The following is a 12,921-nucleotide window of genomic DNA, read 5'->3' as shown; positions in this document are numbered from 1 at the left end:
ATATTGGAGGATATAATGCCATCTTCTAAATATAAAATTATGGTCATTGATGATGAGCCTATTGTCGGCAAAAGATTAAAGCTAGCTTTTGAAAAATCTGGTTATGAAGTTTTAGTATATAATAATGGAAAAGAAGCCTTACTAGCACTAGATAAGGAACCCTTTGACGTTATTGTAACAGACTTAAAAATGGATATCGATGGCTTTGAAATATTTAATAAAGCAAAGAAATTAAATCCCAAGGCTAAAGTAATAATTATTACTGGATATGCAGATGCTCAAAGTGCAAGAAGGGCAATACAAGAAGGTGTTTTTGATTTTATTCCCAAACCTTTCCGTTTAGAAGATCTTAAAAAGTCTGTACTAAAGGCAATCGAAGAGCTAAAATCCAAATAAAAATTAAAATTTTAATGAAATTGGTAGATATCTTTTTAAAAAAATTGGATTATCTGTATGGTAAAATAAAATCTTTTTATTTTTCTAATCATTCTACTGAAGATCCTGACTTTACAACTCAGATTCTATATGGAACAACAGAGCTAAAAAAGAAATATTTTTGTTTTAAAAAAGTATTGATGGAAAATGAAAAAATACTTGATCTAATGTCAGAAATTGTCCAAAATCGAGAAAGATTTTGTGATAAATCCTATTATGTCTTTCAAATTGAATCACTGCTATCTCATACATTATCCTTTATTGACTCTCTTAATGAATTTTCTGACAGAAAATATACCTGGTTATATGAAATATATCAAAATATTGCTAAAAATATAAGAAAAGATTTGAATTTAATAGAGAAAACTTATTCTCCTAAATTAATATATTTCTTAGAAAATATTTCTAAAGAATCTATCCATGAAATAGGAGCGAAAGCTGCTAACTTAGCTGAAGTTAAAAATGTATTACATCTCCCAGTTCCCGAAGGATTAGTTATATCATCATCTGCTTTTCAAAAAATAATCTACAAAAATGATTTAGATAATTTTATTAAAAAACGCTTGGACAATCTGAACATAGAAGACAAAGAAAAAATTTCTACGATTTCTAAGGAAATCAAACAAGCCATTTTAAATTCCCGTTTACCTAAAGAATTTTCTGATAAATTAACAGATGCTTTAAATAAAATAGGATCAGAATATTGGAGTGTTCGTTCCAGTGCTCTAGGAGAAGACGGAGAATATTCTTTTGCGGGACAATTTTTTTCTAAGTTAAATGTTCCTTTAAGTGATGTTCCTAGAGCTTATCTAGAGGTGTTGGCAAGCCTTTATGAAGAAAGAGCTATATATTATCGCCTGGCGAAAGGTCTTAATCTACACAAAATGTCAATGCCAGTTCTAATATTAGAAATGATAAATGCACGTAGTTCTGGAGTTATTTATACTGCCAATCCTATAAGTTCGTCTAAAGAAGAAATGCTTATCTCTGCTCATTGGGGAATAGGAAAACCTGTGGTAGGAGGTGATAATCTTCCGGATATTTTTGTTTTAGATCGCCATACAGGTAACATAAAAGAGCAAAAAATCGCTTCAAAAAGTAAAAAATTGGTGACAGATAAAAAAAACGGACTTAAAGAAGAAGAAATTCCAATTTCCTTACAAAAAGAGCCCTCCCTAAATCCTGACGAAATATTAAAATTATATCAAATGGCAATTACTATTGAAGAATATTATCAATCTCCTCAAGATATAGAGTGGTGCATTGATGAAAATGGAAATATTTATATCTTGCAGACTCGCCCCTTAAAAACCCTTTCCATAAAAGCCAAAAGGGCAAATTCTCCAAAATTTTTGCTTTGTAAAGGGGATCCTGTGAGCCCCGGCGTGGCTTGTGGGACTATATTTTGGCTTGAAGATTTGAAAGACATAAAATCCCTTCCTCAACAAGCCATTGTGGTTACAAAAAATATGGATCCAAGCTTAGTAACAATTGTTCACCATATAAAAGGCCTGATTTCCCTACGAGGAAGTAGTTTGAGCCACCTGGCCACTATTTTGAGGGAATTCAATATTCCAGCTATAATATGTCCATCTTTGACTCCAGAAGAAATTCCTAATGGGAAGTTAGTAACTTTGGATGCTATCAACGGAAACCTATATTTAGGACGAAGAGAAAACATCCTTGAAATTCAAATTTCTCCTAAATTTCCTAAAAAAAAGAGAGATTCACAAATAGAAAAGGTTCTTGAGTATATTATTCCTTTGAATTTAGCCGAAATTCCAGAAGACGGGAAAATATTTCCTGAACAAATAAAATCTATCCATGATTTAGTAAGATTTGGTCACGAAATTTTAATCAAAGAAATGTTTTTATGGGGAGAAAAAGACTATTCAAGAATGGCTCATATCCTATTTTCGTCTCGAGTACCCATAGTATTTTATGTTGTTGATATTGAAGGAGGTCTTAAGCCTCATGTGGCCTTTAAGAAAAAAATAACCATTGAAGATGTATGTTCCATCCCCTTTTTGGCTTTTTGGGAAGGTATGAGCCATCCAGATGTTCGTTGGGCAGGAAACGTTCCCTTTGAGTTGCAAAGTTTTATTTCTATAGTTTCTCGGTCTTTTGTGCGTGATAGGGATCTCTTTGGGAAGGCATATGTCCTTATATCACGGGAATATTTCAATTTCCATTGTAAGCTAGCATACCACTTTGCGGTTGTAGATTCTTACTGTAGCGAAGATAACATGGCTAGCAATTATATTGCTTTTTCTTTCCAAGGAGGCGCTGCCAACCTAGAAGGTAGATTAGGAAGACTTCTAGTAATTAAAAAAATTTTATCCCATTTTGGTTTTAAAATCAATATTAAAGCTGATCGTCTTAAAGCTATTTTAAGAGGAACAACTAAAAAAGAAACAGAGCAGATTCTTAATCAAATTGGGCGACTAATGGCTTACGTTCGTCAACTAGATATGTCCGTCAATAGTGACCATCTTGTTGATAAATATGCTAAAGCTTTTTTGGAGGGGAATTATTCAGTTGTTCACGAATAAATCATTCTCTATGACCCTAAAAAACGTTATTGGCATTGCGGTAGCCTTTTATACTATAGCTTTATTAGTAGTTATAATGACTAGCTATCTTTGTATCAAAAAAATAGATAATAAATTATACTTATGGACTGAATTAGATAGCATAGAACGCCAAATTCTAGAAGCAAGAAGATACGAAAAGACATATTTTTTGTATCACAACAAAGAAGATCTCTTACACGTTATTGACTACATAACTAAAATTGAAAAAACTATAAAATCTATAAATTTAGGACATGATTATAGAAAAAATAGAATTTATAAAAAATTAGGCATAAATAAAGAGTTAACACAACTTCATTATCTAATCAAAGAATACAAAAAGCTGGTAGAACAGCTAATTAATAAAGAAAAAATAGATCCAAATATTGCCAAAAAGGTCAGAGAAAAAGGCCATGAAATAACTGAGCTTTTTTCAAATATTAGAAAAAAAATAACTGAAAAACTTGACTCGGAAATCAATTTATATTCGTCTATACCCATTTTTATTTTTCTTATAGCTATCATAATAGTGCCTGTAGCTGCTTATTTAGTTGCAAAATGGATCATAGATCCAATTGAATACTTAGCAGTCAATATTAAAAAGATTTCAGAAGGCAAATTAAAATATATTCCTCCATATAAAAGATATCTTTTAAGACACAAAGAATACGAAGAACTAATAAAAAACATAAATGAAATGTTACACACCCTTAATGCAAAACAAAAGGAACTATTACAAGCAACTAAAATGGCAGCAATAGGCACAGCGATTTCTGGCATTGCACACGAAATCAATAATCCTCTAAATAATATCTTTTTGACAGTTGAAGTTATTATTGACAATTTCGACGATTTAGATAAAGAAGAAATACTTGAAATGTTACAAGACATTTATCATGAAGGCGAAAGAGCTAGGGAAATAGTACTACATCTATTAGAATTTGCCCGTTCTAAAAGAGATATGTCCACTGAAGAAATAGACTTAACAGCACTAATAAAAAGTGCTTATAGACTTTTAAGTAATGAACTAAATACAAAAGGAATAGAAACAAAACTGGATATACCAGATACTCCTATCAAAATTTTGGGAAATTTTAATCAGCTAGAACAAGTTCTAATTAATATTATAGTAAATGCCGCTCAAGCAATGCAAGGAGGAGGAAAACTTTCGATAAAAGCATATGAGCAAGGAGAAAAAGCCATTATAGAAATTGCTGATACAGGGCCTGGTATTCCAAAAGAAATTAAAGATAAAATTTTTGAGCCTTTTTTTACTACTAAAGAAAAGGGAACGGGATTAGGACTTTCCGTTTCCTATAGTATTATTAAAAAACATCACGGAGATATAAAAGTAGAAAGTGAAGTCGGGAAAGGAACAATATTTAAAATCATTTTGCCAATAGCAAAGAGATATAATAATGCCGCACAATAATATGAAAGAAACAAAAGAAAACAAAAAAAGAATTGTTATTATTGATGACGAAGCTTTAACATGCAAGCGTCTTGAGACCGCTTTATCAAAGCATGGTTATGAAGTGTACTCTTTTACAAAGGGATATTCTGCACTTCTTTTTATAGAAGACAACCTGTGCGATCTAGTAATTAGCGATATCCGTCTAAAAGACATTGATGGTTTAGAATTATTAGAAAGGCTAAAAGATATTTGTTCAAGTTTACCAGTTATCCTTATTACAGGTTACGCTTCCATCCCTGGAGCAGTAGAAGCTACAAAAAAAGGAGCGTATTATTACTTACCTAAACCTTTTCATATTAAAGATCTACACAAAATTGTAGAAAAAGCTCTAAATGAAAGTTTAGGAATAGAAATATGTAAAGAAAAATTAAAGATTAAAAAACAGCCATTTTTTGCTGGTTTAGTTGGTGAAAGCCTCGCAATGAAAAAACTTTATGAAACTATTGAAAAAGTTGCACCTCTAGATTGTAACGTTCTCATCGAAGGAGAAACAGGAACTGGAAAAGAACTGATAGCTCGAGCTATTCATAGCCTTAGTCCCAGAAAAAACAATCCATTTGTAGCTTTTAATTGTGGAGCATTAAGTGAAGATTTAGCTGCTAATGAACTTTTTGGTCACGAAAAAGAAGCTTTTACTGGTGCAGTTTCTAAAAGAATAGGTCTATTAGAAACTGCTAATTATGGTACTTTATTTTTGGATGAAATTGGAGAATGTTCCCCTCTTTTACAAGTAAAATTATTAAGAGTTATTCAAGAGCGCCAATTTTACCGATTAGGAGGGACTAAACCTGTAAATATCGATATTCGTATCATAGCTGCAACCAATCGTAATTTAAAAAAAATGATAAAGAATGGTTATTTTAGAGAAGATCTCTATTATAGATTAAACGTAATTAATATTAAAGTTCCTCCTTTAAGAGAAAGAAAAGAAGACATTCCAGCACTGATAAGATATTTCTTAGAAAGGTATAATAAAAAATTTAAAAAAGAAGTTTATCAAGTAGAGGCAAGCGTTGTAAAAGTATTATTAAACTACTCGTTTCCCGGAAATGTAAGAGAATTAGAAAATATCATTGAACAAGCTGTAGCTTTGTGTGAGAACAAAATCCTTAAGCTTGAAGATTTACCACCTGATTTAAAACTAATGGATAAAACTTATAATAAAAATATTCTCCCACTCAAAGAATATGAAAAACAATATATTAAAAATATCCTCTACCTTACTGGTTTTAATCAAAAGGAAACAGCAAAAATTCTCGGCATTTCTAGAACTACCCTTTGGCGTAAAATGAAGGAATTAAATATAACTAAAAATGTAGATCTCTCGAAATAATTTTACAGAGACCTTTGCAAAATCGTTGGGATCAGTGTTGTCAGCACAAGCGCAAGGGATCCGTTCTAATTTATAAAAATCTTTGAAAATTGAGGAGAACAGTTGCAGCACAACCGCAGAGATCCGTTTAGGATCTTTAAATTGGTGCCCGGGGCCGGAGTCGAACCGGCACGGGGTATTACCCCAGGGGATTTTAAGTCCCCTGCGTCTACCAGTTCCGCCACCCGGGCTTTCGTCTGGATAGGGATTCTATCCCGAATAAACCCGGGCTGCAAGATTAAGAAAGGCCATTGCGTTTTAATTTGCGGCGGAAAATAGTAACGACGCTAAACATCCCTATCCCCAGCAACACTATAGTTGAAGGCTCAGGGATGGGATCACAAACATCGCACTCAAAGCAACCTGAAATTTTTACCCAGTCCACTTTAATGTCACAATCGCAGCAGCCGCAGCAGCCGCCGCCTGAGCATGACGCTAATTGTAATTTAACAATGAGCTTATGATCATCCTCGACATATGTAAGCACATTGATATTGTTAAAAACATTTCCTCCATCAATGGTATAGTCGCCATAAATTGAATTATCAAGGATCAACCTGGCTTCTGCATCACAGGTGCTACAATTACCGTTATGGCAACAATTATGGTTCTGGCTAGTAAATCTCATAGTCAAATAAGCATAATGAATGTCATTTCCTGGAAGGATTCTCCCTAAGAACCAGCCATCATATAGCGTCACATCATTTATATCTTGATTGGGCTCGATTGTTACAAAATCAAATCCCTGATTCTGAACATTATCTTCTTCTATGTACCAAAAATAAAGATCGTCATTTTCTAAATCAAAAGTCCATTCGTAAAACGGATTAGTGCTATTTAGGGTTACGTCTTTTAAAAAGAATTCTTCAAAATGTATGTGGGCTGCTAGTAAAGTTGAAGAAAAAGTCATTAAAAAAAGCAAATTAAAAATATATGGTGCATAACCCCCCTCCCCTATTTTGATTTTCAAAATTTAAGCAAATAATATGCCAAATTTATTTATCTTTCGACGAAAAATAGGAGCTTATCCTAGGGTTTTGCAAAGGTCTCTTAATAATTTTTCGGTGTAAAAATGCCAAGGACTGACAAAAAATGATTGGCTTTGAGAGAAAGAATTGTTACAAAGTGTAAAAATTTTTCCCTTAGTGTGAAAAATTTTTCCTATTTTATTTGAGTTTATACGCTAGTTTAAAGCCCTTGATTGTTTCAAAGAGAAAAAAATTTCCTCTGCTATTTCCTGGGGAGCTTTGTGATCTGTTTCTACGGTTAAATCGGCGTATTTTTCGTAAAGGGGTTCTCTTTTGCTTAACAGAAGGCTTATTTCTTCGGCTAGATCTTTGTCAGTTAAAGCAGGGCGAAAAGCACAGGTTTTTTCGTCTTCGCTGAGCCGTTTTAAAATGATTTCCGGATGGGACTTAAGCCAGATCACAGAGCTATTAGCCTTGATAAGGTCCATCTCATCAGCATGCATAACAGCCCCACCCCCTAAGGCCAATACCAGGTTGTCCTTCTTGCTCATTTCAAACAGGGCTTCTTTTTCTAACTCCCTGAAAGCCGGCCAGCCTTTTTCTTCTACTATTTCGGAAATGGTCTTTCCGGCCTTTTTAACGATATATTCGTCAAGGTCTAAAAAAGGTATAGAAAGAAGCTCGGCAAGTTTTTTTCCCACGGTAGTTTTTCCAGTAGCTCTAAAACCGATTAAAATTATCTTCATTGCCGGTAAAGACCTTCTAAAACTTCCCAAAAATTAGGGAAAGATTTTGCCACACAACTAGGATTTTTAATAATAATTCCTGGAACAACCAATCCTAAAATAGCAAAAGCCATGGCGATGCGGTGGTCTTCATAAGTTTCTATTTTGGCACCTTTTATTTTTTCTTGACCTTCGATAATCAAGCCGTCTTCGAGTTCCTCTACTGGCACGCCACACTTTTTTAGTTCATTAGCTACAGCTTTCAGCCTATCTGTTTCTTTAAAGCGCAGGTGAGGAACTCCCCTTATCAAGGTTTTACCCTGGGCCTTAGCTGCCACTACAGCCAAAGTAGGAACAAGGTCTGGATAGCGCCCCATATTGATGTCGATAGCCTTAAGAGGCTTCGCAAGATCTCTTTTTACCGTAACGCCATCTTGGTAAGAAACCTCACAGCCCATGCGTGAAAGGATGCCAGCAAAGGCAGAATCCCCTTGTAAAGATTCCTTGGGCAAGTTCGTTACTGTTACCTGTCCGCCTGCTAAAGCCGCCGCTGCCAAAAAATAAGAAGCACTTGAAGCGTCCCCTTCTACTTTGAATTTCTTTGGCTGATACCTTTTATGGGAAACAGAAAAAAGACTTTCTTTTTCAGTAATTTCTGCGCCAAAGGCGCGCATAATGGCTATGGTAAGATCTACGTACGGCCTGGAAACCAAAGGGCTAGTAAGTTTTATCTTGGCAGGCTCTTTAGTATATGGCCCTACTAAAAGAAGAGCTGAAAGAAACTGGCTACTTTCTGTTACAGAAACTTCTACTTCTTGGCCGCTTAAGCCGCCACCCTGGATTTCCACTGGCAAAAAACCTTCATTTTTAAGCGAACGAAGCTCAGCCCCCCAAGCTCTAAGGGCGTCGATGAGAGGTTTAAAAGGCCTTTCACAAAGGCGCTTGGTCCCCGTGACCACAATAGGAGTCCCCCTGCCCAATGAAGCAAAGGCAAGAAAAAATCTGGTCCCTGTGCCGTTATTGCCCATAAATATTTCTTTTCCTGAAAGATGAGGGCGCCCCCCTACCCCTTTTACCCTGAAACTATCTGCCGCAAACTCAACACTAACTCCGGTACTAGTTAAAGCATGGGCCAAAAGATCAGGGTCTTCACTGCGCAGGGCTCCCTCTAAAAAAGACTCACCTTCTGCTAGGGCGGCGCAAATGAGAGCACGCTGGGTGATGCTCTTGGAGCCAGGAACTTTTACTTTGGCATTAAGAGGTTTTGCTACTGGTGTGACTTTTTTAGCGTCCATTTTTTTCTCCTGATAATTCTTCTAAAGCCGCTTTGCGCATAAGCTCTGCAGAAGGTCTAATATTTTTCCACAAAAAGAATTGCTCAACTCCCTGATAAACGAGCATTTCTAAACCGTCTATTACCTCACAACCTGCCTCTTTGGCCTCTCTGAGAAGACGTGTTTCAAGGGGTTTGTATACAATATCCATTACCACTTTAAACCGTGAAAGAATTTCTTTAGGCACGGGGCTTTGGTCTTCATTAAGCCCCACACTTGTGGTCTGAACTAAAACATCTCCTGTGGCATTTTTGATTTGGGATAAAGGGAAAGGCTCTCCCCCTAGTTCACTTGCCAGTTTTTGAGCTTTTTCGTAAGTGCGGTTAAAGATTAGTACCTGAGCCCCACCTTTCACCAAGGCATAAACCACCGCACGCGCAGCCCCCCCTGCCCCAATAACTACGGCCTTTTTCCCAGAAAGATTTATTTTTTGCTCGATAGCTTTTTTTGCACCGATCCAATCGGTATTTACACCAAAAAGCTTACCTTCTTGGTTTATTATGATGTTAACTGCCCCAATTTCACGAGCAATATTGTCAACTTCATCAAGAAAGGCCATAACATTCTCTTTGTGAGGCACCGTAACAGAAACACCTTTTATGTTAAGCACCCTAATGCCTTCTATTCCTTCTTTTAGTTTTGAGGGATGCAGGGGGAGAAGGCCATAAACCGCTTTAATGCCCAAGGCTTTAAAAGCCGCATTGTGCATAGCAGGAGATAAGGAATGAGAAACCGGCCAGCCAATTATTCCATAAGTATCCATGGCACCTAACTTTAATGCAAATTGATAACAAGCCAAGAATTATCGTATTTCTTTTAGCGGAATATGCGCACAAAGACAAACTTAATTATTTCCGCAATGGCCAGGTAGGCAACTGCAGCTAAAGATAAAGCTACCCACCATGAGGCTTTAAGGGAAACCGTATGAAGATATTTGTGCAAAAAAGGCGAGTAAACAATTATGATTTGTGAGACCACCATGAATAGTACGCTTAAATTCAGCCATTTGTTAGCAAGGGGGTTGAATTGCCAGAGATTTAAATGCTCAGAGCGAGACACATAAGCAACCGCCACGGCAAAAAGCACAAACCCAGTAAAGAGTACCGTCTGAGCCTCTATAACAGCGTGTCCAGAAGAGAGCGCGTAAACAAAAATCGGCAATAAAAATATGGCGATAAGTGTTGCCAGCCCAGCAATGAGAGAAACAAGACGCTTGGTAAAAATCCCTTCTTCAGGGGGCCTAGGTGGTCGGGCCATAATGTCAGGAGCAGGAGGATCAACCCCCAGGGCCAAGGCAGGGGGGCCATTTGTTACAAGATTGATCCAAAGAATGTGAACAGCCGTCAAAGGAAGCGGAAGACCCTTCAAGAATCCCCCAATCAATACCAGTATTTCTGAGAGATTAAAGCTCAAGAGAAAGAGCATGTACTTTTTTATGTTGTCAAAGATATTTCGCCCTTCTTCAACCGCAGCAACTATGGTGGCAAAGTTATCATCAGCTAGGATAATGTCTGAGGCCTCCTTGGCAACTTCGGTACCCGTAATCCCCATGGCAATACCAATATCTGCCGCCTTAAGGGCCGGGGCATCGTTTACCCCGTCTCCTGTCATGGCAACGATTTCTCCTTTTGTTTTAAGGAGTTTTACCAGACGCAGTTTATGTTCTGGAGAAACCCGGGCAAATATCGAAACTTGCGACAGTTTTTGCGAAAGCTCCTGGTCACTTATTTTTTCAAGATCTTTACCAGTAAGAACGAAAGAAGAGTCAAGAGAAGGCACAAGACCCAGGTCGTGTCCGATAGCAAGGGCTGTTTTGGCGTGGTCTCCGGTAATCATGATAACACGGATGCCAGCAGTTTTGCATTTTTTTATGGCTTCTTTTACTTCAGGGCGCGGGGGATCCATCATACCGTAAAGCCCTACGAAACTTAGATTCTTTTCTATTTCCTCAGAAGTGGGCACTTGTTTTACTTCTTTAAAGGCACAGGCTAACACCCTGAGGGCTTTTTCTCCCATGCGGTCGTGAACATCGCGTATTTTTTGAATCTCTTCTTGAGTCAAAGGGATGGTAAGATTTTCTTTTATTAAGGCGGTGGAAATATCAAGCAAACTTTCTAAAGAGCCTTTGGTAAGTACGAAATATCTTCCCGAATCAAGGTCTTTTACCACCACACTCATGCGTTTGCGATCACTGTCAAAGGGAATCTCTGCTACTCTTTCAAAATTAGAAGGATCAAGCCCTGCTTTAAGCGCAGCCACTAAAAGGGCTATTTCAGTGGGGTCCCCTGAAAAGTGTTCGTTTGTTTTTTGGGCGTCATTGCACAAAAGCCCTGTTAAAAGGGTGTAATAAAGGGCTCTCTTTTGGGAGATATCAGCCGGTTTTCCCAGACAAAGAATCTCGCCTTCTATAGCGTATCCCATGCCGGTTACGTCAAAACTTACTCCTCCTGCCCATATCCTGCGGACGGTCATTTCGTTTTTGGTAAGGGTGCCGGTTTTATCGGTACAAATTACCGTAGTGGCTCCCAGGGTTTCTACTGCAGGGAGACGCTTAACAATAGCGTGGCGCTTGGCCATGCGGGAAACCCCGATAGCAAGGGCTGCGGTAACTACCGCAGGCAAGGACTCTGGCACAGCGGCTACCGCTAAAGAAACTCCCCAGAGAAACATTTCCAGTATGTCGTAACCACGTGCTATTCCAAAAGATGCTGCGATAGCTGCTACCAAAAGAGATAGCAAGCCGAGCCAACGGCCAATGATAGCAAGCCTTTTCTCAAAAGGTGTTTTTTCTTCTTTGACTTCTTTGAGAAGATGCGCAATTTTTCCGAATTCGGTATCCTGGCCGGTGGCAACCACCAGACCAAGCCCTCGTCCATTCATAACCGTGGTACCAGCAAAGGCCATGTTGCGGCGCTCAGGAAGAGGTGTATCTTCAGGCAAAACTAAAGAGGCATCTTTACTTACAGGAACAGATTCTCCAGTAAGGGGAGCCTCGTCAATTTTCAAATTTATACTTTCAATAAGCCTCACGTCTGCCGCGACTTTGTCTCCTGCTGCAAGCACTAAAATATCCCCGGGAACGACTTGAGCAGCAGGAATTTTCTTAGGACCTCCATCGCGAAATACCAGTGCTTCAGGGGCCGCCATTTCTTTTAAAGCGGCCAAGGCCTTGTCTGCCTTCCATTCCTGGATAAAGCCAAGAATCCCGCAGGCAAAAACAATTAGCAGGATGACTACAGCCTCTACTTTGTCCCCCACCAACAAAGAGATGGCTGCTGCTATCAAAAGAATAAAAATTAAGACATTGGCAAACTGGGCAAGAAAAATTTTTAAAGGAGATTTCTTCTTTGCGGGCTCTAATTCGTTTAGACCAAAAATTTCAAGACGCTTCTGAACTTCTTCTGAAGAAAGCCCCAAAGGAGTGGTATTATAAATTTCAAACAGTTTTTCTAAGCTTAAGCTATAAGGGTAAGAGGGCTTTTTAGGCACTTTGTTTTGAAGGGCCGCAAAAGCGGCCCTAATTTATAGACTCTTTTTTTCTCTTTTCATGGCGATAAGACCGGTGCGGACAATCTCTTTTATTCCCAAAGGCTTTAGGAGTTCGATAACTGCTTCTATTTTACTCTCAGGCCCGGTTACCTCTACCGTATAAGTGCGAGGGCTCACATCTACCACCTTACAACGGAAAATATCACACATGCGTAAAACTTCTGCGCGGGTTTCTTTTTCGGCACGGACCTTGATAAGGGCCATCTCCCTTTCTACGAATTCGCCTTCTTCGGTAACATCAACTACTTTATAGACGTCAATCAGGCGACGTAGTTGTTTGATTATTTGTTCAATAATCATGGCGTCGCCATGGGTAACAAGCGTAAGATGAGAAAGGGTGGGGTCTAAGGTCTCTGCCACGCACAAGCTGTCTATATTGAACCCGCGGCCGGTAAAAAGGCCCACGATACGAGCCAAAGCCCCAGGAGTATTTTCCACTAGCACTGATAGGGTGTGTTTTCTTTCGCTGTTGTTCATCTCCATACTTCTCT

The 12,921-nt window shown here is 38.1% G+C and carries 10 protein-coding genes and 1 tRNA gene; 4 read left to right on the top strand and 7 right to left on the bottom strand.

What is annotated here, in order from left to right; all coding sequences use genetic code 11:
* The first annotated feature begins 15 nt into the window (after positions 1-15).
* From H528_RS0100375 to H528_RS0100360, 4 genes are read left to right on the top strand one after another with little or no spacing between them, the layout of a single operon-like run.
* Positions 16-396: a response regulator gene (locus H528_RS0100375; RefSeq protein ID WP_022852369.1), complete on the top strand. Its 381-nt coding sequence runs from the start codon at positions 16-18 to the stop codon at positions 394-396.
* A gap of 14 nt (positions 397-410) precedes the next feature.
* Positions 411-2,987, top strand: a complete 2,577-nt coding sequence (locus tag H528_RS0100370; protein ID WP_022852368.1) for a PEP/pyruvate-binding domain-containing protein — start codon at positions 411-413, stop codon at positions 2,985-2,987.
* A gap of 10 nt (positions 2,988-2,997) precedes the next feature.
* Positions 2,998-4,440, top strand: a complete 1,443-nt coding sequence (locus H528_RS0100365; protein ID WP_022852367.1) for a sensor histidine kinase — start codon at positions 2,998-3,000, stop codon at positions 4,438-4,440.
* Entirely contained in the window at positions 4,427-5,815 is a 1,389-nt protein-coding gene (locus H528_RS0100360) for a sigma-54-dependent transcriptional regulator (protein WP_022852366.1), read from the top strand. Before H528_RS0100365 ends, H528_RS0100360 begins: the two co-directional genes overlap by 14 nt.
* 142 nt (positions 5,816-5,957) lie before the next feature.
* On the opposite strand, the gene H528_RS0100355 is transcribed toward H528_RS0100360, so the two are convergent.
* The 7 genes from H528_RS0100355 to ilvN all read right to left on the bottom strand — a co-directional run bounded on the left by H528_RS0100355 (position 5,958) and on the right by ilvN (position 12,913).
* Positions 5,958-6,045 (bottom strand) — tRNA-Leu (locus H528_RS0100355).
* Between the two features lie 47 nt (positions 6,046-6,092).
* Complete coding sequence (locus H528_RS0100350) at positions 6,093-6,824, bottom strand: PEP-CTERM sorting domain-containing protein (RefSeq protein ID WP_157608048.1); 732 nt, start codon at positions 6,822-6,824, stop codon at positions 6,093-6,095.
* Between the two features lie 213 nt (positions 6,825-7,037).
* Positions 7,038-7,568, bottom strand: a complete 531-nt coding sequence (locus H528_RS0100345; RefSeq protein WP_022852364.1) for a shikimate kinase — start codon at positions 7,566-7,568, stop codon at positions 7,038-7,040.
* Positions 7,565-8,842 carry a 3-phosphoshikimate 1-carboxyvinyltransferase gene (gene aroA / locus H528_RS0100340; protein ID WP_022852363.1) on the bottom strand — a complete coding sequence of 426 codons (1,278 nt, stop codon included), beginning with the start codon at positions 8,840-8,842 and terminating at the stop codon, positions 7,565-7,567. The genes H528_RS0100345 and aroA overlap by 4 nt, the downstream gene beginning before the upstream one ends.
* Positions 8,832-9,644, bottom strand: coding sequence for a shikimate dehydrogenase (locus H528_RS0100335; RefSeq protein WP_022852362.1), 813 nt, complete (start codon positions 9,642-9,644; stop codon positions 8,832-8,834). The genes aroA and H528_RS0100335 overlap by 11 nt, the downstream gene beginning before the upstream one ends.
* Before the next feature lie 53 nt (positions 9,645-9,697).
* On the bottom strand, positions 9,698-12,370 hold the full coding sequence (locus H528_RS11960; protein ID WP_022852361.1) for a cation-translocating P-type ATPase: 2,673 nt from the start codon (positions 12,368-12,370) through the stop codon (positions 9,698-9,700).
* 33 nt (positions 12,371-12,403) lie between these two features.
* Positions 12,404-12,913: an acetolactate synthase small subunit gene (gene ilvN / locus H528_RS0100325; protein WP_022852360.1), complete on the bottom strand. Its 510-nt coding sequence runs from the start codon at positions 12,911-12,913 to the stop codon at positions 12,404-12,406.
* Between the last annotated feature and the right edge of the window lie 8 nt (positions 12,914-12,921).

It is taken from the genome of Thermodesulfatator atlanticus DSM 21156 (assembly GCF_000421585.1).
GTDB lineage: Bacteria > Desulfobacterota > Thermodesulfobacteria > Thermodesulfobacteriales > Thermodesulfatatoraceae > Thermodesulfatator > Thermodesulfatator atlanticus.
The sequence above is the reverse complement of the archived record's forward strand: the minus strand, read 5'-3'. Positions and strand labels throughout refer to the sequence as shown.